At 42.5% G+C, this 23,783-nt stretch carries 18 protein-coding genes; 5 read left to right on the top strand and 13 right to left on the bottom strand.

The genetic code is table 11. From position 1 onward, the window contains the following. The first annotated feature begins 4 nt into the window (after positions 1 to 4). Positions 5 to 3,271, top strand: a complete 3,267-nt coding sequence (locus PQO05_RS20905) for an efflux RND transporter permease subunit (RefSeq protein WP_273629394.1) — start codon at positions 5 to 7, stop codon at positions 3,269 to 3,271. Between the two features lie 129 nt (positions 3,272 to 3,400). After that, positions 3,401 to 4,582 carry an efflux RND transporter periplasmic adaptor subunit gene (locus PQO05_RS20900; protein ID WP_273629393.1) on the top strand — a complete coding sequence of 394 codons (1,182 nt, stop codon included), beginning with the start codon at positions 3,401 to 3,403 and terminating at the stop codon, positions 4,580 to 4,582. A gap of 132 nt (positions 4,583 to 4,714) precedes the next feature. On the opposite strand, the gene PQO05_RS20895 is transcribed toward PQO05_RS20900, so the two are convergent. The 4 genes from PQO05_RS20895 to rpsA form a co-directional block, all read right to left on the bottom strand. Next, on the bottom strand, positions 4,715 to 5,638 hold the full coding sequence (locus PQO05_RS20895) for an aspartate carbamoyltransferase catalytic subunit (protein ID WP_273629392.1): 924 nt from the start codon (positions 5,636 to 5,638) through the stop codon (positions 4,715 to 4,717). A gap of 138 nt (positions 5,639 to 5,776) precedes the next feature. Further along, on the bottom strand, positions 5,777 to 6,316 hold the full coding sequence (pyrR, locus tag PQO05_RS20890; RefSeq protein ID WP_273629391.1) for a bifunctional pyr operon transcriptional regulator/uracil phosphoribosyltransferase PyrR: 540 nt from the start codon (positions 6,314 to 6,316) through the stop codon (positions 5,777 to 5,779). A gap of 226 nt (positions 6,317 to 6,542) precedes the next feature. Beyond that, the gene (locus PQO05_RS20885) at positions 6,543 to 7,250 is read right to left on the bottom strand and encodes an endonuclease III domain-containing protein (RefSeq protein WP_273629390.1); all 708 of its coding nucleotides are present in this window, start codon (positions 7,248 to 7,250) and stop codon (positions 6,543 to 6,545) included. A 368-nt stretch (positions 7,251 to 7,618) separates the two neighbouring features. Beyond that, positions 7,619 to 9,589: a 30S ribosomal protein S1 gene (gene rpsA, locus PQO05_RS20880; RefSeq protein WP_273629389.1), complete on the bottom strand. Its 1,971-nt coding sequence runs from the start codon at positions 9,587 to 9,589 to the stop codon at positions 7,619 to 7,621. A gap of 241 nt (positions 9,590 to 9,830) precedes the next feature. On the opposite strand from rpsA, the gene PQO05_RS20875 reads away from it, so the two are divergent. Then, positions 9,831 to 11,087 carry an MFS transporter gene (locus PQO05_RS20875; protein ID WP_273629388.1) on the top strand — a complete coding sequence of 419 codons (1,257 nt, stop codon included), beginning with the start codon at positions 9,831 to 9,833 and terminating at the stop codon, positions 11,085 to 11,087. 7 nt (positions 11,088 to 11,094) lie between these two features. Here the strand turns inward: PQO05_RS20875 and PQO05_RS20870 are convergent, their stop codons facing one another. Together PQO05_RS20870 and PQO05_RS20865 are read right to left on the bottom strand one after the other, a co-directional pair. After that, positions 11,095 to 11,772, bottom strand: a complete 678-nt coding sequence (locus PQO05_RS20870; protein ID WP_273629387.1) for a hypothetical protein — start codon at positions 11,770 to 11,772, stop codon at positions 11,095 to 11,097. 355 nt (positions 11,773 to 12,127) lie between these two features. Next, positions 12,128 to 13,159: an IS110 family RNA-guided transposase gene (locus PQO05_RS20865; RefSeq protein ID WP_273629386.1), complete on the bottom strand. Its 1,032-nt coding sequence runs from the start codon at positions 13,157 to 13,159 to the stop codon at positions 12,128 to 12,130. Positions 13,160 to 13,964: 805 nt separating this feature from the next. On the opposite strand from PQO05_RS20865, the gene tyrS reads away from it, so the two are divergent. After that, positions 13,965 to 15,248 carry a tyrosine--tRNA ligase gene (gene tyrS, locus PQO05_RS20860; protein WP_273629385.1) on the top strand — a complete coding sequence of 428 codons (1,284 nt, stop codon included), beginning with the start codon at positions 13,965 to 13,967 and terminating at the stop codon, positions 15,246 to 15,248. A 71-nt stretch (positions 15,249 to 15,319) separates the two neighbouring features. Here tyrS and PQO05_RS20855 read toward each other — a convergent pair whose 3' ends face one another. Further along, complete coding sequence (locus PQO05_RS20855) at positions 15,320 to 15,970, bottom strand: PH domain-containing protein (RefSeq protein WP_273629384.1); 651 nt, start codon at positions 15,968 to 15,970, stop codon at positions 15,320 to 15,322. Positions 15,971 to 16,024: 54 nt separating this feature from the next. Further along, positions 16,025 to 17,011 (bottom strand): long-chain-fatty-acid--protein ligase, encoded by a 987-nt coding sequence (locus tag PQO05_RS20850; protein WP_273629383.1) that lies wholly within the window; start codon positions 17,009 to 17,011, stop codon positions 16,025 to 16,027. Positions 17,012 to 17,175: 164 nt separating this feature from the next. Between PQO05_RS20850 and PQO05_RS20845 the strand changes: the two genes are divergently transcribed. Next, positions 17,176 to 17,388: a hypothetical protein gene (locus PQO05_RS20845; protein ID WP_273629382.1), complete on the top strand. Its 213-nt coding sequence runs from the start codon at positions 17,176 to 17,178 to the stop codon at positions 17,386 to 17,388. Positions 17,389 to 17,462: 74 nt separating this feature from the next. Here PQO05_RS20845 and PQO05_RS20840 read toward each other — a convergent pair whose 3' ends face one another. From PQO05_RS20840 to PQO05_RS20820, 5 genes are all read right to left on the bottom strand, one after another. Then, the gene (locus tag PQO05_RS20840; protein WP_273629381.1) at positions 17,463 to 17,801 is read right to left on the bottom strand and encodes a hypothetical protein; all 339 of its coding nucleotides are present in this window, start codon (positions 17,799 to 17,801) and stop codon (positions 17,463 to 17,465) included. After that, positions 17,801 to 20,251 (bottom strand): penicillin acylase family protein, encoded by a 2,451-nt coding sequence (locus PQO05_RS20835; protein ID WP_273629380.1) that lies wholly within the window; start codon positions 20,249 to 20,251, stop codon positions 17,801 to 17,803. The genes PQO05_RS20840 and PQO05_RS20835 overlap by 1 nt, the downstream gene beginning before the upstream one ends. A gap of 182 nt (positions 20,252 to 20,433) precedes the next feature. Further along, the gene (locus PQO05_RS20830; RefSeq protein WP_273629379.1) at positions 20,434 to 20,628 is read right to left on the bottom strand and encodes a hypothetical protein; all 195 of its coding nucleotides are present in this window, start codon (positions 20,626 to 20,628) and stop codon (positions 20,434 to 20,436) included. Between the two features lie 5 nt (positions 20,629 to 20,633). Then, a complete protein-coding gene (gene glgB / locus PQO05_RS20825; protein WP_273633542.1) occupies positions 20,634 to 22,535 on the bottom strand; it encodes a 1,4-alpha-glucan branching protein GlgB in 1,902 nt (633 codons plus the stop codon). Between the two features lie 468 nt (positions 22,536 to 23,003). Beyond that, positions 23,004 to 23,774, bottom strand: coding sequence for an SDR family NAD(P)-dependent oxidoreductase (locus PQO05_RS20820; RefSeq protein WP_273629378.1), 771 nt, complete (start codon positions 23,772 to 23,774; stop codon positions 23,004 to 23,006). Between the last annotated feature and the right edge of the window lie 9 nt (positions 23,775 to 23,783).

Genomic DNA, 23,783 nt, shown 5'->3' with positions numbered 1-23,783 from the left:
AAAGATGGGATTAATAAAAGGCGCACTTCAACGACCAATAACGGTATTGGTTATTGTTGCCGGATTGTTTTTCTTCGGTATCAATGCAGTACGCAGTATCAAGATCGACATTTTCCCGGATCTTAATCTTCCGGTGATCTACGTTTCGCATCCTTTCGGTGGTTACACTGCCGATCAGATGGAATCATACTTTGGTAAACAATACGTAAACTTACTTCTATATGTATCTGGTGTAAAAAGTATCGAAACCCGTAACATTAGCGGTTTAACATTAATAAAATTAACATTCTATCAGGGCACCAATATGGCCCAGGCCGCAGCGGAGGTGACGGCCTACACCAACAGGGCCCAGGCTATCTTCCCGCCGGGAACGCAGCCGCCCTTCATCCTCCGTTTCGATGCTTCTACCTTGCCGGTTGGCCAGTTAGTATTAAGCAGCCCAACCCGTACCAATAACGAGTTGCTGGATATGGCCAACATCTACGTACGTTCATCATTTACCTCAATTCCGGGTCTGGTTGCTCCGGCGCCGTTTGGTGGTAACACCCGTACGGTGGTTGTTAAGGTTGATCCCGAACTGTTACGTTCGCACAACTTAACGCCCGATCAGATTGTGGCTGCCATTCGTGATAATAACCAAAACACACCGGCAGGTAACGTGCGTATTGGCGATTATAACTATGTAACGCCTGCCAACACATCTATCAAAAAGATCCCCGAATTTGGTAATATTCCTATCTATCGTAACGGTATCCAAACTGTGTTTTTACGCGATGTGGGTACGGTAGAAGATGGTGCCGATATCACCAGTAGTTATGCCTTAATTAACGGTAAACGTTCGGTATACCTGCCTATCACAAAATCTGCCGATGCATCAACCTGGGAAGTGGTTCAAAACTTAAAGAAAGCGATTCCCCGTTTCCAGGCACTATTGCCAGAGGATGTTAAGCTATCTTACGAGTTTGACCAATCTGTATATGTAATTAACGCGGTTAAGAGTTTGGCCGAAGAAGGTACAATAGGTGCCATACTCACCGGTTTAATGGTTTTACTGTTTTTGGGAGACCGGAGAGGGGCACTTATTGTAATTTTAACTATCCCTACATCGCTTATATCAGGTATCTTATTCTTATCGCTGTTCCATCAAACCATCAACATCATGACGCTGAGCGGTTTGTCGCTCGCAATTGGGGTATTGGTAGATGAGTCGACGGTAACGATTGAGAATATTCACCAGCACTTTGATATGGGTAAACCCAAGGCTTTGGCTATATGGGATGCCTGTAAGGAAATTGCCTTCCCTAAATTGCTGATCCTGTTTTGTATCCTGGCGGTGTTTGCTCCGGCCTTCACCATGACGGGTATCCCGGGTGCATTGTTCTTGCCACTGGCATTGGCTATTGGTTTCTCGATGATCACTTCATACCTGCTGGCACAAACCTTTGTACCGGTAATGGCCAACTGGCTAATGGTTAACAAGCACGAGAGAGCTGATTATGCTATGGAAGATGAAGGCGATAAAGCTGCCCAAAAAGAAGCAGAGTTGCATCAATTAGAAGAGCACGCTAAACAAGGTGGGGGTTTTGATAAATTCAGGGTTAAGTATCTGAATTTGATGGATAACATGTTAAAGACCCGTAAGCTGATCTCGATTGTATATATCGTTGGTGCTTTAGGTGCGGCATATTTCATTTTGAGTATTACCGGTCGTGATGTGTTACCTAAAGTAAACTCGGGTACCTTCCAGGTGAGGCTGCGTGCACCTGATGGTACACGCTTAGAACGTACCGAAGCTGTTGTTGTTAAAACGCTGCACATGCTAAATGACATGGTAGGCCGTAAAAACATCCAGGTAACATCGGCAATGATCGGTCAGCACCCTTCATCGTTTTCAACCAGCCCTATATATTTGTTTATGGCCGGTCCGCAAGAAGCTGTATTACAGGTAAACTTAGCCGAAGACTATAAAGTAAACCTCGACGATTTTAAAGAGAAGTTCAGGGCGCGGATGGCGAAAGAGCAACCTAATGTTGCACTGTCATTTGAGCCGATTGACTTAACTGATAAAATCTTGAGTCAGGGTTCGCCTACACCGGTTGAGGTTGCTATTATGGGTAAAAACAAAAAGCAAAATATTGAATATGCCTATAAAGTACTTGATAAGCTGAAAAAACTGGATTATATGCGCGATGTCCAAATCGGGCAAGCGGTAAAATATCCGGCTATTAATATTAACATAGATCGTGTACGTGCTGCACAATTAGGCCTGACACTTGGTGACGTATCACGTTCACTAATTGCAGCAACATCATCATCAAGGTTTACAGATAAAAACGTTTGGCTGGATGAGAAAGTAGGATTGAGCTATAACGTACAGGTAGAGGTGCCTGAATATCAAATGTCAGACATTAACGCTATCAAAGAGATCCCAATCATGGCTAACCAACCGCGTCCTGTTTTAGGAGATGTGGCCGATATTAAAATGGGTACTACTTTTGGCGAGGATGACGATATCGGTGCTATCCCGATGGTTACTGTAACCGCTAACCTTAACAAAAAAGATTTAGGTACAGCTACAGATGATTTGCAGAAGGTAATTAAATCACTGGGCCAGCTGCCACGCGGTTTAAGAGTTGAACCACGCGGTTTAACCCAAACACTGGATGATACATTAGGTAGTTTGCAAGGCGGTTTATTAGTAGCTATTATTGTGATATTCCTGATGCTTACTGCCAACTTCCAGTCGTTTAAAGTGGCGTTAGTGGTATTATCTACAGTTCCGGCGGTATTATTTGGTTCATTATTGCTGGTTAAAATAACCGGTTCAACGCTTAACTTGCAATCATACATGGGTATGATCATGTCTGTGGGTGTATCTATATCCAACTCGGTACTGTTGATATCAAATGCCGAAGAAATACGTAAGCTTAACGGTAATGCACTTAAGGCTGCCCGCGAAGCTGCTACGCTTCGTTTAAGACCGATCCTGATGACCAGTTTGGCCATGATGGTAGGTATGATCCCGATGGCATCTGGTTTGGGCGAGGGTGGTGACCAAACATCGCCACTGGGACGTGCAGTTATCGGTGGTTTATTTGCATCAACATTTGCTGCGCTGCTTGTATTGCCATTAATATTTGCATGGGTACAAGGTAATGCCACTACCGATTCTGTATCACTGGATCCGGAAGATAAAGACAGCAAGTTCTACGTACCGTTGAAACACAGCCACGAAGGCGGTAGCGATCAGCATTTAATAGAATTACAATAATTAACAGAATTAGTCCCTGATACACATCAGTAAGAAATACACAATGAAACCATCATCGAGCCAGCCCTTTAAAAACAATTAAACACGGCTCGTGATAGCTTCATTACCACTTAAGACAAAGACGACTCAATGAAAACTATAGCGTTAAAAATGCCGGTTAAATTATCAACAGCTCTGGTTGCTTTGATAGCATGCAGCTTAACTTTAAGCAGCTGCGGCGATAAAAAAGAAAAGGAAAAAGAAGACCAGGCTGCCGAACAACAAGAGCAGGCGGTTGATAACCCGGTTGTTGAAACTATTGGCTTGCAAAAAGGTAAGCTAACCTCTAACATCCAGGTACCGGGCGAACTGGCCCCTTACCAACAGGTTGACCTTTATGCCAAAGTTGCCAGCTATGTAAAGGAATTAAAGGTTGATGTGGGTTCTGAAGTACATACCGGCCAGGTTTTAATTACCCTTGATGCGCCTGAGATTAACTCACAGCTTGCAGAAGCAAAAGCCCGTATTGCGCAACAGCAAGCAGCTTATGCAGCAAGCAAATCAAACTATGATCGTTTGGTTAACACGGCTAAAACTCCCGGTACCATCGCACAAAACGATGTTGATCAGGCAGCTGCAAAAAAGGATGCTGATTATGCTAATATCGAAGCCGCTAAATCATTCTACAAACAAATTAGTGCTAACCTGGAGTATTTGGTTATCCGTGCACCGTTTGATGGTGTAATTACTGCCCGTAACGTAAACATTGGCGCTTATGTAGGCCCAAGCGGTACAGGATCAACCCTGCCATTGTTGGTATTGCAACAACAAAGCAAAATGCGTTTAATTGTATCTATCCCAGAGGCATATACAGGTGGCTTAAGCAATAAAGATGAAGTTTCATTCACCGTACGCTCTTTACCTAACGAAACCTTTAACGCTAAAGTGGTACGTTTAGCAGGTGCACTTGATGCCCGCTTACGTTCTGAGCACTTAGAGATGGACGTTTACAATAAAGAAAAGAAACTTTTACCGGGCATGAGTGCCGAAGTAAATGTTCCGCTTCCATCACGTGATAGCAGTTTTATTGTTCCCAAAGGAGCTGTGGTACGTTCAACAGAAAAAGTATTTGTTGTTAAGGTTGAAGATCACCACGCTAAATGGGTTGATGTTAAACCAGGACTGGAAGATGGCAGCGGCCAGATTGAAATTTTTGGTAAAGGCCTTACCGCAGGCGATAAAATCCTGACTAAAGCCACTGACGAAATTAGAGATGGCATGCCGCTTAGGGATAAGCCAGCCACTAAAGACGAAGCTAAAGGCGACGAATAATATAATATCTACCTATGAGAAAAAGCCCTGTATGCGAATGCGTACAGGGCTTTTTTGTTATATGCTTATCACCCCCAAAAGGGTAGGGTAGGGGGAAACTTTGGTCTTGGTTCTTGATTCTATTCCTGGGGCTTACGCTTGTCCCGCCAATAAATATAACACCGCCATACGAATAGCAACGCCGTTCTCAACCTGATCTAAGATGATAGATTGCTTGCTGTCGGCAACATCACTGGTGATCTCTACACCACGGTTAATAGGGCCGGGGTGCATTACCGTGATCTCTTTATCTAAGCCATCCAGTATTTGCTTATTTAAGCCGTATAGCATCGTATACTCGCGCAGTGAAGGGAAATACTTAATGTCTTGTCTTTCGAGCTGTATGCGCAGCATATTGGCTACATCACACCAGTTTAAGGCCTTCAGTAGATCATGCTCTACCTTAACACCTAATGAGCCGATATATTTAGGTATTAACGTAGTTGGCCCGCAAACCATAACCTCGGCACCCAATTGTTTTAAACAAAGTATGTTTGATAAGGCTACACGCGAGTGAAGGATATCGCCCACAATAACTACTTTTTTACCTGCCACGTCACCGTATTTTTCACGAATAGAGAAGGCATCCAGTAAAGCCTGGGTAGGGTGCTCATGCGCACCATCGCCTGCGTTTACAATCTGTGCTTTTACGTGTTTTGATAAAAACACACCAGCACCAGCATAAGGATGGCGCATTACAACCAGATCCACCTTCATAGCCAGGATGTTATTTACGGTATCAATCAGGGTTTCACCCTTGCTTACAGATGATGATGATGCCGCAAAGTTTACCACATCGGCCGATAGCCTGCGTTCGGCCAGCTCAAATGATAGACGGGTACGGGTAGAGTTCTCAAAAAATATGTTAGCGATAGTTACATCGCGCAGCGAAGGCACCTTTTTTATCGGTCGGTTTAAAACCGATTTAAATGTATCTGCAGTTTCAAATATCAACTGTATATCAGCCGCGTTTAAATCTTTAATACCTAATAAGTGCCGTGTGCTCAGTCCTGCCATCTGTTATTTGCTTTTGTCCCTTTTCGTCATTGCGACGATATTATTATCTGTTTTTGTCATTTCGACGTAGGAGAAATCTTCTTCGACATGTAGGTAGCAGAAGATTCTTCACTGTCGTTCAGAATGACAAAAGTGTTTTTATTCATTTACTAACACAATCCTATCCTCGCTATCAGCTTCTTTCCAGCTTACTACAACCTTTTGCGATGCGATAGAATCAACCTCTATACCGGTATAATCTGCCGATACCGGTAAATGCCTCGAGTAGCGGCGGTCAACCAATACCAGTAGTTCAACCTTTTCTGGTCGTCCAAAGGCTTGTAATGCGTCCATAGCGGCGCGGATGGTGCGGCCGGTCCACAGCACATCGTCCATCATAATTACTTTTTTGCCTTCGGTAATAAAATCTATTTTGGTTTGATTGGGTACCAGCTGTTCTCCACGGCGGCGAAAATCGTCGCGGTAGAAGGTAATGTCCAGGTCGCCCTGTAGTATGGTTTTGCCGGGTAGTATTTTTCGAAGTTCTTCTGCAATGCGTTTTGCCAGGTAAATGCCGCGTGGCTGTATACCAATAATAACAGAATCAGAAAAATCATTATGATTTTCGATTAACTGACGACATAAACGCTGTATGGTTATCTGAAACTTTTGACCGTCGAGCAGCGTAAGATTTTGCATCGTTTGGGTGGATTTGGGCAAAGGTAATGATTTTGTTGATTTGTTGAGGAGGGAAATTGGAAAATGGTTGGTGAGTTGTTTAGGTTGAATGGGTAAGGGGCTGATTAAGTTGGTTACCATCCGTCATCCCGAATTTATTTCGGGATTCCACAGGACAGGCTGCATGATATGTATACTGTATACCTGGCTTGTGGGGTGCCGAAACTAGTTCGGCATGACGTGTCGGCTAAACTTTTATATCTAATAATCCTTGTCCAGTCGGGCATAAATCTAATAATACACATCCTGCACACGCAGGGTTATAATAAAAACAAACCTGCTGCCCATGCCGCATCATTACCTGGTGACTATCGAAAACCTCTTTGGCGGTAAAACTGGCTGGTAATAGATTTTCTAATATCCTGTTGGCTTTGCCTTCGCCAATTTTGGCATCAATGATATTCAACCGTACAGCTACACGGAAGTGATGCGAATCTACAGGCAAAGCTCTTGCCCGCATGTTACTAAACGATAAAGTTGCTGCACTTGATTTAGGACCAACTCCGGGAAGCTTTTCTAACCATTCCCGTGCATCATAAACACTCATTTCGGCCAAAAAGTCTAAGCTCAATTTACCATGTCGTTCTGTTATTAACCGTAATATTTGTTGTAATCTTGGCGCTTTTTGTTCAGGCCATGTGCTGGGTCTGATAGCTTCTAATACTGCTTCTACAGGAGCATCACGAACTTTTTCCCATGTACCGAATTGTTCAATCAGATTAGTGAATGATTGTGCTGAATCTTTGTTTTTGGTACGTTGTGATAATATGGTGTCTACCAATTCGCTTAAAGGATCGCGGTTGTATAGATATTTTATTTTGCTGCCATAAACCTGGTAGAGGCGATGGTGTACCGCTAATACAAACCCTGCTTTATCAGGAATAATGGTGAGCATGTTTTATAAAGCAGATTTTCCGGATGAATGTTTTACATAAATTAATTTCTCACCGGCATCCAAACTAAGAAAATATTTGGTACACGCCCGTAGAAGCAAAAATTGTGTGGCCGCCAGGTGTAATTAATTTTTGGTGAGCGGGAGTGAATTCTGCTTCATGGTATCTCTGACTTGAGCCGCTTTCAATATTTCCACTGCTAATTATCTCTACACAAGGTTTAATCCATCTTTTCTTTTGTGATGGCTGTACGTTGCTATTGCTCTTCATCATAAGTGTTTTTTGAATTTCGCCAATATATAAAAAGCTATAAAAATAAAAAAGCCCCATGCTTTTGGCATGGGGCTTTAAAAGGGAATTTATTTAATGCTTATTGAGCTTCTTCTTCAGATTTTTTAGGTGCTGGAGCTTTTTTCGCAGCAGCTTTGCTTTCTGCGCCTTCCATTTGCTCTTTTAATTGAGCAAGTACACTTAAATCACCCAAGGTTGATTTCTCAACTGATTCTTTCACTTTCTTAACTGCAGAAACAGTAGATTTTGCTTCTTTTTTGCGGTTTTCGAAATCTTGCATTCTGGCTTCAGCGCGCTGATCTTCCCAAATGCGAGAGTGTGAAATAACGATGCGTTTTGTATCCTTGTTAAATTCAATGATTTTGAATTCAGCAGTTTCTTCTGCTTTCAACGGAGAACCATTTTCTTTAACCAGGTGTTTGGTAGGCGCAAAGCCTTCAACACCGTAAGGTAAAGCTACGATTGCACCTTTATCAGTTACTTTTAACACAGTACCTTCGTGTACGCTGTCTAAAGTAAAGATGGTTTCAAAAGTATCCCAAGGGTTTTCTTCCAGTTGTTTGTGGCCTAAGCTCAGTTTGCGGTTCTCAACATCAAGTTCTAAAACAACCACGTCTAATTTTTCACCAACTTTAGTGAATTCGTTAGGGTGATTTACTTTTTTAGACCATGAAAGATCAGAGATGTGGATTAAACCATCAATACCATCCTCTAATTCAACAAACACACCAAAGTTGGTCATGTTTTTAACTGTAGCGATGTGTTGTGTACCAACAGCATAACGCTCAGCAGCTTGTTGCCATGGATCAGGAGTTAATTGTTTAATACCTAATGACATTTTGCGCTCTTCGCGATCTAATGTCAATACTTGAGCTTCAACTTCGTCGCCAACTTTCAAGAATTCTTGTGGGTTGCGTAAGTTTTGAGACCATGACATTTCTGACACGTGGATCAAACCTTCAACACCCGGGATGATTTCTAAGAATGCGCCGTAATCAGCAACAGTTACAATTTTACCTTTAACCTTAGAACCGATAACGATAGCCTCGTCAAGGTTTTGCCAAGGGTGTGGAGTTAATTGTTTTAAACCAAGGGCGATACGTTTTTTCTCGTCATCAAAGTCAAGAACAACCACGTTGATTTTTTGATCAAGTGATAATACTTCTCTTGGATGCTCGATACGGCCCCATGAAATGTCAGTAATGTGCAGTAAGCCGTCAACGCCACCAAGGTCGATGAATACACCGAAGTCAGTGATGTTTTTAACTGTACCTTCCAATACCTGGCCTTTTTCAAGTTTGGCAACAATTTCAGTTTTTTGGTTTTCTAAATCGTCTTCAATCAGCACTTTGTGCGATACCACTACGTTTTTAAACTCGTGGTTGATTTTAACAACTTTGAATTCCATTGTTTTACCAACGTACACATCGTAATCACGGATAGGTTTGATATCGATTTGTGAACCTGGTAAGAAGGCTTCAACGCCCATTATATCAACAATTAAACCACCTTTAGTTCTGCTCTTCACAAAACCAGTGATGATCTCATCATTGTCCAGAGCTGCATTAATGCGCTCCCATGATTTCTGAGTTTTCGCACGTTTGCGTGATAATACTAACTGACCGTTAGCATCTTCTTGTGATTCTACGAATACATCAACAGTATCACCTACTTTAAGGTCTGGAGTATCGCGGAATTCTGATAATGATACCATACCATCAGATTTAAATCCGATGTTTAATACCACATCTTTGTTATTGATGTTTACAACTGTACCAGTGATAATCTCACCTTGGTTAATTGAAGAAAAGGTACCATCGTACAATTTCTCAAATTTCTCGCGGTCTGAATCGCTGTAGTTACCAAATTTTTTGTCATCAGCATCCCAGTCAAAATCGCCTGCGATAACGGTAACTTTAGATTTGATTTCATCAATAGAAATTGAATCAGCTTCTGACTCAATGCTTTCTTTTTCTGTCGGAAGACCTACTGTTTCCAGTTCAGCCTGCTTAGACTTTAATTCTTTTTCTGCTTCTTGTTTTTTTGCCATTAAATAAATTGTCTCCTTTTCCCAAGTCAATTGGGACTGCAAAGGTACGGATATATTTTTGGTAGATAAAAATATTTTTAATGTTAATTGCTGATTTTGAGCAAGTTTTTTATTGAAACAGAGAGGCTAACACTTACATAGAAGCGATTGCCTAAGTAAAAACCATGTTATAAACACCGATTTTTACATTCCACAAATTTTCGGCAAACATAAAACAGCGATACTTGTCGTTTTATTTACTATGTCCGCCACATTCAGATCATTAAAATACCCCAACTTTCGTCTTTATTTCGTAGGCCAATCGCTCTCGCTCATTGGCACCTGGATGGAGCGTATAGCCGTTAACTGGCTCGTTTACACCGTTACACATTCTGCCTTAATGCTCGGCGTGGTTAACTTCTGCGGGCAAATACCCACTATGCTACTTTCGCCTTACGGAGGTGCAATTGTAGACAGAAACAACCGTTACAAAGTATTATTAACCACGCAAATAGCCGCTATGATACAGGCCAGCATTATGGCTGCGCTGATACTATCGCATGTATATTATATGCCAGCCATTATTGCGCTAAGTATCGTATTGGGGATTATAAACGCCTTTGATACCCCGGCAAGGCAATCGCTCATGATCAGGCTGATTGATGATAAAAGCGACCTGCAGAATGCTATTGCGCTCAATTCGTCAATGGTTAATGTGGCCCGGTTGATTGGCCCTGCTGTAGCGGGAGTATTGCTTACTACTGTTGGTATGGGTGTATGCTTTTTGGTAAATGCCATTAGTTTTATTGCCGTAATAGTTTCGTTATTAATGATGAAACTGGCACCCGAAAAGGTGAACAAAGCCGTAGGCAGTATTTGGGAAAACTTAAAAGGCGGTTACCAATACCTTAAAGGAGAACAAAATATTAAACTGATGATTTTGCTGATGGCCTGCGTAAGCTTTTTCACTATGACTTACAGTACGCTGTTGCCCATCTTTGCTAAAGATGTATTTCATGGCAATGCCTCAACCTATAGCTGGCTTAACAGTGTATCTGGCTTGGGGGCACTTTGCGGGGCCGTGTATATGGCTTCTTTAAAATCGACAGAGAATTTGCGTAAAACCGTAATTATAGCCTCTATGATATGTGGAGCGAGTATTGCTGCTTTTGCATGCAGTCCGCAGTTATGGCTGGCACTCATATTTATAGCAACCGGCGGTTTGGGGATGATGATCCAGATTGCGGGTACTAATACCTTTATACAAACCACCGTTGCACCACAAATGCGTGGCCGCGTTATCAGTTATTATGTAATGGCTTTTATGGGCGTGCAGCCTATAGGCAGTTTCTTTGCAGGGTTGGCTGCGCACCATTTTAACGTTCGGTATGTGCTATTTTTTCAGGGTATTGCCGGGTTAATTTCAGCTATTATGTTTGGGTTGTTTTTTAAACGGGCGAAGGAACGCCGGATTGCATTGGCTGCTGTACAACCTCCGGGTGCCGAATTGATTCCGTAAGAAGTTCTTAATTAGATTGCACCGTAAGGCTGTTGCTAATCTGATCGAATATTTCCACAAACACAGGTTCCATCAATAGGCGGTAATCTACAATAATATGGCTCATTTCGGCTTCCTGTTCGGGAGTGAAGGGGTGATGCCATATGCGCATGCAAATCCTTTTCAATGCATAGGCTACCTGTGCGGTATCGATATAGGTATGCAGATAGCGGCTCTTTTTAAAGCCTTCGAAAAACTTCATGAAAACATCGGGGTTTTTCATCCCGCTGTAGATCAGAAATTCATAAATGATGTGGCGTTCACAGCCATCCAGGTGATCGTAAAAACCATCAACGGTAATTTCACCTGTGGTAAGCAGCAGGTTATCCAATATCAGTTCTGATGCAATATGCCCCAAAAAGAACGGCTTAACCGGCGACCCAACCAATGCCGGCAACAAAGCCAGTTTGAGCTGATGCGAATGATATTTGAAAAAATCGGATGAGTGGAAATACCTGTCCACATCCAAATGCTTTTGCCAGCCGCCAATTAAACTTTGGATCCGGTTATCGGGGTGGCGCAGTTTTTCGGGATGCAATATGATTGATTTATCTGCATTCTTCAACAGATCAGGCAGTACAGTGCCTAATACATGGTAACAATCGGTGGTATCCTTGTCGAAATAAAAATGAGATAGAAAATTCATACAGCATAGGCAAAATAGCCATTTAAAAACGGATATGGAAATTTTAGTGTGGGTTTTGTGTGATGATTTTGTTAAAAGTATGCTTACTGATCTGCCTTTTATCTTCACACGTCATTGCGAGGAACGAAGCAATCTCAGACCGATTAGTAGTAACTGGGGTAATGCAGAACTATTATGAATGAGTTATGGCATTATTAAAGTCAGTCCCGCTCAATCGCCGCGGGTTGGCTTGTTACTTTGTAGCCACAAAGATTCTGTGTTAAGTATCAAATATATTTTACATTTGTTTTATTAAAGGCGGCTTATGTCAGCTTGTTTAGGGCGGTCAACTTTTTAGTTGTATCGCCCTAACTCTTTAAAATGGTATTTCAATTGCTTTGTGCAGGTATCCAATGTCATAAATTTGACCAGTCTTTGCAATGATATAAGTTAGCTCCAGCAGCTTTCTCTGTATGGCTACTATGGCTTTCATTTTGATCCCATGCTTAGCTATTAACCTGGCGAATACAGCCCTAAAGCGTTCATCGTTTCTTATAGCAGCCAATGCGGGCAAATGCATGGCCTTTCGCAAATGTTTGTTCCCTTTTTTAGATATCCTTGGTTTGCCCTTTACAGAAGTTCCGGATTGCTTTTCCTGGACATCGAGCCCGGCGTAACTGACCAATTGTTTTTTACTTCGGATGAGTTCAAAACCATTCGTTTCAGCAAGTACGGTTACTGCTGTGAGGGTTCCTATGCCGGGTATGGAGGTAATGGTCTTAACCTGCTTAACCAATTGCGGATCATTTTTTATTAATTCTGCCAGTTCTGCTTTGATGTCTTTCTCCTGTCTGTTGAGTAATGTTATCCGCTCATTAACCCTGCTAATACTTCTTTCATTAGGAAAAGCTTCTGCCAGTTCAGCGTGTAGCTGATTTTTAAGCATAGTACGTTCGCCTATCAATTGGTCCCGCTCACGGGTCAGCTGCCTTAAGTCTTTGAATACTTTTTTGGGCCGCTGCCAAATCTCCAGCTTCCTTTCCAGGCCAAACCTGGTTATCGCCTGAGACGCGCTTTTGTCCGTGATCGTCTTAACATCAAGTGTTCTTACATAATTACTGATCTTGTTCGGCAATATAATACTTACCAAGTCTCCCCGATCTGAAAGATAATAAGCCAGGGCTTCATGATAAACCCCGGTGGCTTCCATCGCATAAAGTATCTTTACCTGATCTGAAAATAGCTTCTCTGTCCATTGTATAAGTTGGGAAAAGCCTTTCTTATTGTTACTAAATGTTTTGCCGGCGATCAGTTCGATATTGGTATCCTGGTCCATTTGACCAAGTGATACAACTAATTCATCCTTTGCCACGTCGATTCCGACTGTTTGTTTGAGTAGATTGATCATGTGTTCGCTAAGTTTAAACCTTAAGTGATAACCTTCCTTCGTCTTTTCTCCTGGTGGATATACTGGCTGTATAGATATACCATACGCCTTACATTCTGTTCAGACGCTAAAAGGCAAAAAAGAGGAGGCAGTATCTTTGTGTGAACATGCTTGTAATTGCTGTTTGTAACCAAACCTGCTCTCACTCTTCTTCACTTAATTAGAATACAAACATAGGAGTAACCAAAAGGCTCATCGGCAAAAGGCTTCTTTTCACACAAGGCCATACCACGCAAGCATTCAGAACACACAGGCCGGGATCTTTTGCCCTACTTGCGTTCGCTCAATCCAACCCTTCTGCAAAATCTCCAATGCCTCTTTCCGGCGCACAGGCCACCAATGTTCTGCCCGCTTTTGGCCGAAGCTGTTTGCCGACGTTAGAAGAAAAAGCAAGAATATAGAGTCAAGAAGCAAGATAAAAAATCTGGAAAGAAAACATTAGGACAATCAAAAGGAGCGTGGGGGTGAAAGAAAAGCGTGGCCGTGAAGTGGATATGTGCGGTGGAGCTTTTTTCTTTCTTGATTTTTGGTTACTTTTTATCAAGAAAAAGTAACTAAGCCCCTGCGGCTATGAGCAGACTAACGTTAATCTCAAAGCACAGACGTTGATCGTTACCTTAAACACTAATTAAAGCACAGCCTCTGTATTGTTCGCGATTGCTTCGTTCCTCGCAATGACGTGCGAGGAGGAAATGCACTCAAAAACGAACCACTCTCCCAATTTTACCTTCATTATTCTATCTTTGCAATCCTTATTTATACGATAATGAACTTTGTTGAAGAATTAACCTGGCGTGGCATGTTGCATACGATTATGCCGGGTACCGAAGAAATGCTGAATAAAGGCATGGCTTCAGGATATATTGGTTTTGATCCTACTGCCGATTCATTGCACGTGGGCCACTTAACCCAAATCATGACTTTGATCCACTTTCAGCGTGCTGGCCATAAGCCTTACGCGTTAGTAGGTGGTGCAACCGGTATGGTGGGCGATCCTTCTGGTAAATCTGCAGAGCGTAATTTACTATCTGAAGATATATTACAGCACAATTTAGAATGTGTAGAGAAGCAACTGGCTAAATTCTTAGATTTTGAAAGCGGTGCCAATAGTGCCGAGATGGTTAACAACTATGATTGGTTTAAGAACTTTACCTTCCTTGATTTTATCCGCGATGTAGGTAAACACATTACCGTTAACTATATGATGGCTAAAGATTCTGTAAAGAAACGCCTGGAGGGAGAAACCGGGATGTCGTTCACAGAGTTTACTTACCAACTGGTGCAGGGTTATGATTTTTACTACTTGTGGAAACATAAAAACTGCCAGTTACAAATGGGCGGTAGCGACCAGTGGGGTAACATTGTAACCGGTACAGAATTTATCCGTCGTAAAGATGCGGGTGAGGCTTTTGCCTTAACTACCCAGCTGATTAAAAAAGCAGACGGTACTAAATTCGGTAAAACAGAGAGCGGCGCGGTTTGGTTAGATCCGGCTAAAACATCGCCATACAATTTTTATCAGTTTTGGTTAAACACTACCGATGTTGATGCTAAAAGCTATATCCGCATATTTACCCTGTTTGAGCAGGATGTAATTGTTGCAATAGAGGCCGAGCATGAGCAAGCGCCACACCAGCGTGCATTGCAAAAAGCATTGGCAAAAGATATTACCATCCGTGTACATGGCGAGCAGGCTTATGAGAAAGCCATCAAGTCGTCTGAGTTTTTATTCGGTAACGTTGGTATCGAGTTTTTGAATGAGCTGAATGATGACGAGATTAAAGGTTTATTCGAAGGCGTTCCACACTACACCGTTTCTACATCAGAACTGGCAGAAGGTATTAACGCTGTAGAATTACTGGCTGCCAAAACAGTGGTATTCCCATCAAAAGGAGAGGCTAAAAAAATGATCCAGGCTGGTGGTACTGCCATGAATAAAACAAAGATTGCTTCAACTGAGCAAACATTTAGCTCTGCTGATCTGATCAACGGTAAATTCCTGATCGCACAAAAAGGAAAGAAAAACTACTTTTTGATTATTGCTGAATAATTAGCTTTTTCGATATAAAAAGAAAGCCCTTAGATCATCTCTAAGGGCTTTCTTTTTATCATATAAGTCGATTAAAAATCGCTTAGTAAATCTAATTTTTTAGCGTTGTACTCTTCCTGAGAGATTAAACCGTTATCGAAAAGCACTTTTAGTTTTTTCAATTTTTCGGTCAGCTCATCTGGCTTTGCTGCAACAACAGGTTCCGGTACATGTACTGGCTCAGGTATGGGTGCAGGTGCTGGCGGGGCAACTGGCGCAGGTGCTACTGGTTGTTGTGCAACCGGCTGCTGTGGTTCAGAAATATTGATGATATGGCCTTCTTGTCTTTCTACACGGCGGCGCTCTTCTTCACGGCATTGCTGCGAGAATTGGTAAAGCTTGCGTGCCTGTACTTTAGGCAAATAATCAACACCCATTTCGGCACCTTTAGTGGTGGTAACAGTAAATACCGCGCCGATAATTTCTTCCTTAACGTTTACATCGGCAATATCTTTCCAGGTAAAGTCCAGAAATTTGATAGACAGGCCCAGGTTTGCAGGGGTAAAAAACAGCACACGCCTGTTGGTAACCGCAATACAATCTGGCAAAATGTTTACCAAAGGTTTTTTCTGGGTGGCAATATATAGGGTTTCTTCGCCAACAGGCAATAACTCCCTTAAGCGTGAATATACTTTTTCAACTGCTTTAGGTTCCTGCTGGTCACTTAAAAATTTATCGATCATGTTGAGTTTGATTTTATAAACCGGGGCAAAAATAATTAAAATTATGAGCTAACATCAAGCAATCAGCAAATTACATCCGCGAATGTCGGCATTATCAAAGCGGCCCAATACTTCAAACGAACCATCGGCATAAATCTTACCCAAATCCTGCGTTGCAATAAACGAGCAGGAGTTAATATTAGCCAGATCGATGATGTTGATACCGCCTGTTCGATTGCCTGTTAGCGTAGTGATTGGGTCGTTGGTATCGCGCAAAATGATCTTCATCCAGAGTGGACAATTGAAAATACCTACACCTTTTGAATAGGCTTGCGAAAGTAATTCCGTCATCCCATATTCCGAATGGATATGTTTAACACCGAAACCATTACTCAGCGTTTCATGCAGTTCCTCGCGGATCATCTCTTTTCGTCGGCCTTTCATACCACCGGTTTCCATTACGATGAGTTCGGGGAAGTCGATTTGATATTGCTCAACAAAATCCAGCAAGGCAAAAGTAACGCCAATCAATAGCGTTGGCTTACCTGCCAATTGCTGTTTTTGTAATTGCTGATAAAGGTCTTCGTGATTATAGAGATAGAAACCGCTATCCGGGTTTTCTGATTGTTTGATCAGGTCATCGGCCATATAAATGAGCGATGAACCCTCGCGCTCCAAGTAGGATGGGAGCAGGGCCAGCACACAATAATTGCGGATGTCGCCATAAAACAACTCGAACGCACGCCGGAAACTTTGCTCATACCAGCTTACATCGGTTACGATATGACGGCTGGTAATCATCCCCGTAGTGCCCGAACTTGTAAAGGTAACCTGAGCTTCATCTGTAGAACTTACAATCTCCTGCGATTTAAAGAATTCTACCGGCAAAAAAGGGATTTTATAAATATCATTAACCGAAGCCGGATCAATATTTAAGCCCCTGATAAACTGGCTGTAAATGGCATTGTTTTCGGCCTGAAACCTGAAAACCTGTAAGGCGGTTTCGTCAAACTGCCGCCTATTGCTGATAGAAAATATTTGTTGCTGATTGGGCTTTTGCACAGTACAAAGATAATAATCATAAGATGCCTTCTGAAAACTATAACATCATCATAATTACATCTTTAATTAATTTAAACTATAATTATTAATTAAAAAATAATAAATATGAAACTTATTTTCGTCTGAGTAGTTGAGTAGAGACAATAAACTTAAATTATAAAATAATGCCAAACACTAAACACAGCCACCACGAAGACGCGGCTAAACACCATGATGAAGCTGCAAAAAGCCATCGTGCTGCACACAAAGAACACACAGAAGGTAACGACGAGAAAGCCGCTCACCATGCACAAAAAGCACAAGGCCATCATACACAAGCTGGCGAACATGCTAAAGAAGCTTCAAAGAAACATGCTACCAAGCATGCTTCTAAATAAGCCCTCACTAAACTAAAAGCAAATGGCCGCGATAGTTATCGTGGCCATTTGTATTTTAAGAAATTGAATATTTATTACACATGGGTAAAGGCTCGTTTAACCAATAAACCCGATAAAGCCGACATACCGCCCACTATACCACCGATCAGCATGGTGATAACCAATAACCAGATCCAGCCCGGCAGGTGAACCATTTTGGCAACGCGATCGGCCAGGATATGATCATTCGGCACACTTTTCAATAAAGCATGTACCCCCCAAACCGCAGCCACTGCTAGAAAGCCCGACCAAAACGATTGTGCCGCAGTTCTCCCTGCGTAAATAGTGGCTACAAAAGCAATAATGGCAGCCGCCCACCAGGTAAATAAAAACCCGCTGCAAAAGGTGGCAATGAATATGATTACAAACAGCATTATTTAGCGCTTAAAGTTAAGGTTGATTTTATTTTGTTCGATTGCTCGTTTGGCGATTGCATAAACAGTAATTCATTCAGCTTACCATCCTGCCATGTTTTTAGCATATCATCGTAAAAGTAACTTCCGGGATTACCAGATTCGCCACCGGGGAAAATACCGTAGCCTTTTACGTTAGGCCCCAGTTGCACTACCATGCGCCATGACGGGCCGTGTCCGTCTACCAATGCATTTACAGTTGATCCTGTTCCGCCGGCTTTAAACTTCCCTAAACCAAAACCCGGAATATTGGCCAGGTGGTTAATGTAAGTTTCTTTTACATTGCCCCATTGCCATTTGCTGTTGCCCGGTTTGCCATACTTATGCATTAACTGACTAACCGTTGCTGCGAAAGAATTACTCAAAACCTCACCAGCTGTTTCTACTACGGGAGTTTTAGTATTATTGAACCATTTGGATGTTGGGTCTTTCAGCAACAGCTGTACTGTACGGTCGCGGCTTGGCCATTTCAAATTGTTATTATCAGTAAGTTTCCCAAATTGATCTTGCCAGGTTTGGGTGTAAAAGTTGAGCCACCAGGTATTAAAAATGGTTGCGCCAACCTCATCGGCGTCAAACCTTTTGTTCCAGCTTTTAAGGATGTTGAGTACCTGGATCTGTGTTTCATCCAGTTTTGTAGGGTCGATATATTTCAACATTTCGGCCAATACATCTTGTGCAAAAATGCTGTAGTTATCAGTCTGCAATACACGCATGCTATCAACAGTAGCCTTTTGCATAGCAGCCAGTCGGGTATTAATGCGTTTGCCACGCTCATAAGGGCCAAATTGCCAGTTGATATAATAAGGATAGCTCGGATCGGTAGACGATTGATTGGCCGAACTTAAATAGCCCTGCGCCGGGTTTTTAGCCGTAGGGTTTTGTGATGCCGGGATCCAGCCATGCCAGTCGTTAGCCGGGTCGGTGCCATCCAGAATAAATTTGCCCTGATCTTTAAATTTTAACGGTAGCTTACCATTAGGTGTAATGGCAATATCTTTATCGGCACTGGCGAAAATAAAGTTTTGCGCAGGAGCCGTATAGTAAGTTAATGCTTCGCGATAATCGTCGTAATTTTTACCGCGGTTAAGTAGGTAGAAAGTTTTAAACTCGTTTGATTCATCGTGCGCTATCCATCGTAATGCAGTGCCCACTGGGATATTTTCATAGGAATCAGCAGGTTTTTTGCCTGCGTTTTCATAAACCACCGGGCCGTGGTGCGTGTACAAAACGGTATCATATAAAGGTTTTTCGCCACGAATGTTAATTACCTCCACACGGCGGGTAACCTTATTCCATTTGTTATTGTACCAATATTCGTTTTTAGTGTTATCCTTAAATTTAATCTGATACCAATCCAGTACATCCGCATCAACATTGGTTACACCCCAGCTAATTTTGTTATTATAACCAATAACCACACAAGGAGCTCCCGGCAAAGTAACACCATAAACATTTACGCCCGGTGCCTCCAGTTGCATCTGATACCAGATAGATGGCAGCGTTAAATTTAAATGCGGATCATTAGCCAGAATAGGGTAGCCGCTGGCTGTTTTACTGCCTGCAATTACCCAGTTATTACTACCAATGCCTTCCACCTTTTGTATGGTTTTAATATCGCTTTGCTCGGCCAGGAAAGTTTTTGATGGTTGGGGGATAGGCAGTGGTTTAAAATCCCATTTAGTACCTACAGGGATGATCGGATCCTCGCGGAAAGGATAATCAGGAAACAAGTCTTTAACTGTTGCTGCGCCGAATTTTTTTAAAGTACTGGTCATCAAAAACTCGTCGGAACCACCAGCCAGCGTTTCAGACATTAATTTTAAGAGAAATGCACAGTTAATGGGTTTCCACTCCTCAGGCGCGTAATCCAGTATTTTAAATTCTATCGGGTAATCGCGCGGACTTAGGTTGCGGATGTAACTGTTAACCCCTTCGGTATAAGCATTAATAACCTCACGCATTACAGGGTCTTTCATCATTCCCTTTAATGTATTTTCGGCACCATAAACCATCCCCATGCGGCGGTGGTAACGGTCGACCTCCAGTGCTTTGGGACCAACCACTTCTGATAACCTGCCTGATGCACTGCGGGTTTGAATATCCATTTGCCAAAGCCTGTCGCGGGCGGTAATATAGCCTTGTGCCAGGTAAAGGTCATGATTGTTTTTCGCGAAAATATGCGGGATCATATTGCTATCAAACCGGATGGTAACCGGCTGCTGTAAGCCTTCGATCTTTAAATCTTCAGCAACTAAAATGTGTTTGCTTTCCGAGTTTTGCCAGAAGCCATTGGCAGGGTTTAAGAAATTACCAAGAGGTAAATTGCTAAGTAATTCAAACCGATGTTGCAAAGCCCAGATCAGCGCTAAAGTTACAGCAACAGAAAAGATAGCCTTAAAATATTTCATTCGTATTTCGGATTTCGAATTTTCAATTTCGAATTTACCTTAAAGATACATGATCCTGCGTCATTTCAGATGTTGAATGTTCAATTTCGGAGTTAAATACATGGATATATTTATCCTAATCGAATTGGAATTGTGCTGAGGAGGATAAATTCGAAATTGAACATTCGAAATCCGAAATCAAACTACATCATTTCCTTATCCTTTTTCTCATGATAAGTTTTATTAGCCAGATAAAACAACACAATCACCATAAAGACTTCTAACGCAACTGATGTAAACTGAACGGCGGGGTAGGTGCTTGCAATGTTGTAAATCAACAATGCAAGCGCTATAATGCCTCCTATTAGATATAGATAAAAGAATCTCGAATTTGTCATCCTAATTATCCTTGTTTTTTAAATATCGATACAGCCAGTGGTGGCACAGTAATACGGATCGAATTTTCGCGGCCATGCCAGCTTTCAGTTTCAGAGTTTACAGCATCGTAATTGATAATGCCGCTACCCCAATATGCTTCCTGATCTGAGTTGAATATCTCTTTCCATTGGCCAGCCGCTGGTACGCCGATACGGAAATCGTAACGCACAACAGGGGTCATATTTAATACAACTACCAGGTCGTTTTTTGCATCGTTGCCTTTGCGCACGTAAACGAGGATGGAGTCGTCGGCATTGCCACCATCAATCCACTCGAAACCATGCCAGTCGAATTGTTTTTCGTACAAGGCTGGCTCGGTTTTGTATAACTGGTTGAGGCCTTTAACTGTTTCTTTAATGCCGTTATGGCTATCGTACTGCAGTAAATGCCAGTCTAACGAGTGCTGATAATTCCACTCGCCGCTTTGGCCAAACTCGCTGCCCATAAACAACAGTTTTGTGCCCGGGTGTGTAAACATATAGCCGTAAAGCAAACGCAGGTTGGCAAAACGTTGCCAATCGTCGCCCGGCATTTTGCCCAGCATAGAGCCTTTGCCATAAACTACCTCATCGTGCGAGAAAGGCAGCATAAAGTTTTCGGTAAAGGCGTAGATCAAACTAAAGGTGATCTGGTTGTGATGATACTTCCGGTGAACCGGGTTTTCGCTGAAATATTTGATACTATCGTGCATCCAACCCATCATCCATTTCATGCCGAAGCCTAAGCCGCCTGCATATACCGGGCGACTAACGCCGGTAAACGAAGTAGACTCTTCGGCAATGTTTTGTACATCCGGGAAATGCTGGTAAACGGCCTCATTGAATTCTTTGAGGAAAGAAATCGCCTCGAGGTTTTCATTTCCACCGAAAACGTTTTGTTCCCATTCGCCATGCTTGCGCGAGTAGTCGAGGTAAAGCATAGATGCCACAGCATCAACACGTAAACCATCCACATGGTAACGGTCGAGCCAAAAGAAGGCATTACTGATTAAAAACGCGCGGACTTCATTTCGGCCGTAATTGAAAATGTATGACTTCCAATCGGGGTGAAAGCCTTTGTTTGGATCGGCATGCTCATATAAATGTGTCCCATCGAAATTATATAAGCCATGCGCATCGCCCGGGAAGTGAGATGGAACCCAGTCCAGGATAACGCCTATGCCTGCTTTGTGTAATTCTTCTACCAGATACATCAAATCCTGCGGCGAGCCATAGCGCGATGATGCAGCGTAATACCCTGTGATCTGATAGCCCCAGCTTGGATAATAGGGGTGCTCCATTATCGGCATAAACTCTACGTGTGTAAAGCCCAGCTCTTTAACATACGGCACCAGTTTATCGGCCAGTTGGCGGTAATTCAAAAACTCATCCGGGCTTTCGGGGCTGCGTGCCCACGAACCGATGTGTACTTCGTATACCGAGTATGGTTTGTGCAGACTATTATTTTGGCGGCGATCGTACATCCATTCCTCGTCCTTCCACTCATAATAAGTGTCGGTTACGATGGATGCGGTGCTTGGCGGTATTTCCCAGCGCAGGGCAAATGGGTCGCCTTTTTGCAGGTCTTCGCCTGTATTTGAGTTGATAAAATATTTATAAACCTCGCCATTACCTATGTGCGGAATAAAACCCTCCCAGATACCCGAGCCATCCCAACGGGCATTCAGCGGGTGAGAACCTGCGCTCCAATAGTTAAAGTTACCAATCACCGAAACGTATTTGGCATTAGGTGCCCAAACTGCAAAGTAAGTACCAATTACACCCTGATGCTCTACCACGTGCGAACCCAGTTTCTCGTACAACTTAAAGTGTTTGCCCGATTTAAATAAAGCAATATCAAAATCGGTAAAGCGGGTATAGAATTCCATATAGCCAGCGTGGTCGCCGGTAATGGTTAGCGCTTCCGTTGGGTTACCATCTTCTGCAACTGTCTTTACCTTTTTTGGTGCCTTGGCAGGTTTAAGAGTTGATATTTTACCGGCTTCGGTTGGTTTCGATGCAGCTTTTTTGGTAGCAGCCGGTTTGGGTGTTTTTATAGGTTCAGTTTCAGGAAACGGAGCTGCATCAGCGCCCTTTGATGATTTTTTAACTGTTGGTTCTGTTTTAGTTTTATTAGTTTGCTTTGCCATAGGTTTAGCATTAAAGGCCGGTATGGATTAAGTTGTGATGGTGGCCTTTTTAAGTTGAACGTAAATATATGCTGCTTGTTTGTGCAAGCCCATGTAAAGTAGCAATATTGTTTGTTACCTGAAAGTATTTACGCTAAACTGGCAGAATTATATAGATAAAAGCCGCCTGATCAATTCAGCGGCTTTTATCTATATCAAACAAAGCTATTAATTACGGCCTGCCATTACACCGCCGTCTATATCCCAAACAGCACCGGTAACCCATGATGCCTGGTCTGATAACAAGAAGCAGACGGTTTGTGCAATATCATCGGGCCTGCCAACTTTGCCAATAGGGTGGAAGCTGTTAAAGCCTTGCAGGGTTTCTTCAATTTTATCTTTTTCGATAAAAGCGCCATAAATAGGCGTTACCACAACAGCCGGCGATACCGCATTTACCCTGATGTGGCTACTGGCCAGTTCCATAGCCAAATGCTGTGTTAAGCTGTGCAAGCCTGCCTTAGCCATAGAGTAGGCAGATGACGGCGTTGCCAGGATAGCCTGTTTAGCCCACATAGAACCGATATTAACAATAGCGCCATATTGATGCGCAATCATGTTTTTTACTACCTGCTGGGTTATAAAATAAGTGGCTTTGTTTAAGTCGAGGTATTTATCGTAATCGCTGGTGGTGTGCTCAATAAAACTTTTAGGGTTAAATACACCTGCCGCATTTACCAGTAAATCGGTACGATTAAGGTTTTTAACATAGTCGATAACCTTTTCTACATCGACCCAATTGGTTAAGTCGGCCTTAAAAGTTTTTACCTGTCCGTAAGCTGAAAGTTCTTGTTGTGCTTCATCTAATTTGGTTTGAGATTGGCCGATAATGGCTACCCACTCTGCACCCTGTTCTAACAATAGTTTAGCTGTTGCTTTACCCATGCCACTGCTACCGCCTACAATAAGCGCAGTTTTGTTATTGAATTGCTGATTCATAAAGAGATT

Origin of the sequence: Mucilaginibacter jinjuensis (assembly GCF_028596025.1) — a bacterium.
GTDB lineage: Bacteria > Bacteroidota > Bacteroidia > Sphingobacteriales > Sphingobacteriaceae > Mucilaginibacter > Mucilaginibacter jinjuensis.
Note: the sequence above shows the minus strand (reverse complement) of the source record. Positions and strands in the feature narration are given on the sequence as shown.

What these genes read in the sequence shown, in the direction of transcription:
- PQO05_RS20905 (WP_273629394.1), top strand. Translation starts at nt 5, where the DNA reads ATGGGATTAATAAAAGGCGCACTTCAACGACCAATAACGGTATTGGTT.
- PQO05_RS20900 (WP_273629393.1), top strand. Translation starts at nt 3,401, where the DNA reads ATGAAAACTATAGCGTTAAAAATGCCGGTTAAATTATCAACAGCTCTG.
- PQO05_RS20895 (WP_273629392.1), bottom strand. Translation starts at nt 5,638, where the DNA reads ATGGCAGGACTGAGCACACGGCACTTATTAGGTATTAAAGATTTAAAC.
- pyrR (WP_273629391.1), bottom strand. Translation starts at nt 6,316, where the DNA reads ATGCAAAATCTTACGCTGCTCGACGGTCAAAAGTTTCAGATAACCATA.
- PQO05_RS20885 (WP_273629390.1), bottom strand. Translation starts at nt 7,250, where the DNA reads ATGCTCACCATTATTCCTGATAAAGCAGGGTTTGTATTAGCGGTACAC.
- rpsA (WP_273629389.1), bottom strand. Translation starts at nt 9,589, where the DNA reads ATGGCAAAAAAACAAGAAGCAGAAAAAGAATTAAAGTCTAAGCAGGCT.
- PQO05_RS20875 (WP_273629388.1), top strand. Translation starts at nt 9,831, where the DNA reads ATGTCCGCCACATTCAGATCATTAAAATACCCCAACTTTCGTCTTTAT.
- PQO05_RS20870 (WP_273629387.1), bottom strand. Translation starts at nt 11,772, where the DNA reads ATGAATTTTCTATCTCATTTTTATTTCGACAAGGATACCACCGATTGT.
- PQO05_RS20865 (WP_273629386.1), bottom strand. Translation starts at nt 13,159, where the DNA reads ATGATCAATCTACTCAAACAAACAGTCGGAATCGACGTGGCAAAGGAT.
- tyrS (WP_273629385.1), top strand. Translation starts at nt 13,965, where the DNA reads ATGAACTTTGTTGAAGAATTAACCTGGCGTGGCATGTTGCATACGATT.
- PQO05_RS20855 (WP_273629384.1), bottom strand. Translation starts at nt 15,970, where the DNA reads ATGATCGATAAATTTTTAAGTGACCAGCAGGAACCTAAAGCAGTTGAA.
- PQO05_RS20845 (WP_273629382.1), top strand. Translation starts at nt 17,176, where the DNA reads ATGCCAAACACTAAACACAGCCACCACGAAGACGCGGCTAAACACCAT.
- PQO05_RS20840 (WP_273629381.1), bottom strand. Translation starts at nt 17,801, where the DNA reads ATGCTGTTTGTAATCATATTCATTGCCACCTTTTGCAGCGGGTTTTTA.
- PQO05_RS20835 (WP_273629380.1), bottom strand. Translation starts at nt 20,251, where the DNA reads ATGAAATATTTTAAGGCTATCTTTTCTGTTGCTGTAACTTTAGCGCTG.
- PQO05_RS20830 (WP_273629379.1), bottom strand. Translation starts at nt 20,628, where the DNA reads ATGACAAATTCGAGATTCTTTTATCTATATCTAATAGGAGGCATTATA.
- glgB (WP_273633542.1), bottom strand. Translation starts at nt 22,535, where the DNA reads ATGGAATTCTATACCCGCTTTACCGATTTTGATATTGCTTTATTTAAA.
- PQO05_RS20820 (WP_273629378.1), bottom strand. Translation starts at nt 23,774, where the DNA reads ATGAATCAGCAATTCAATAACAAAACTGCGCTTATTGTAGGCGGTAGC.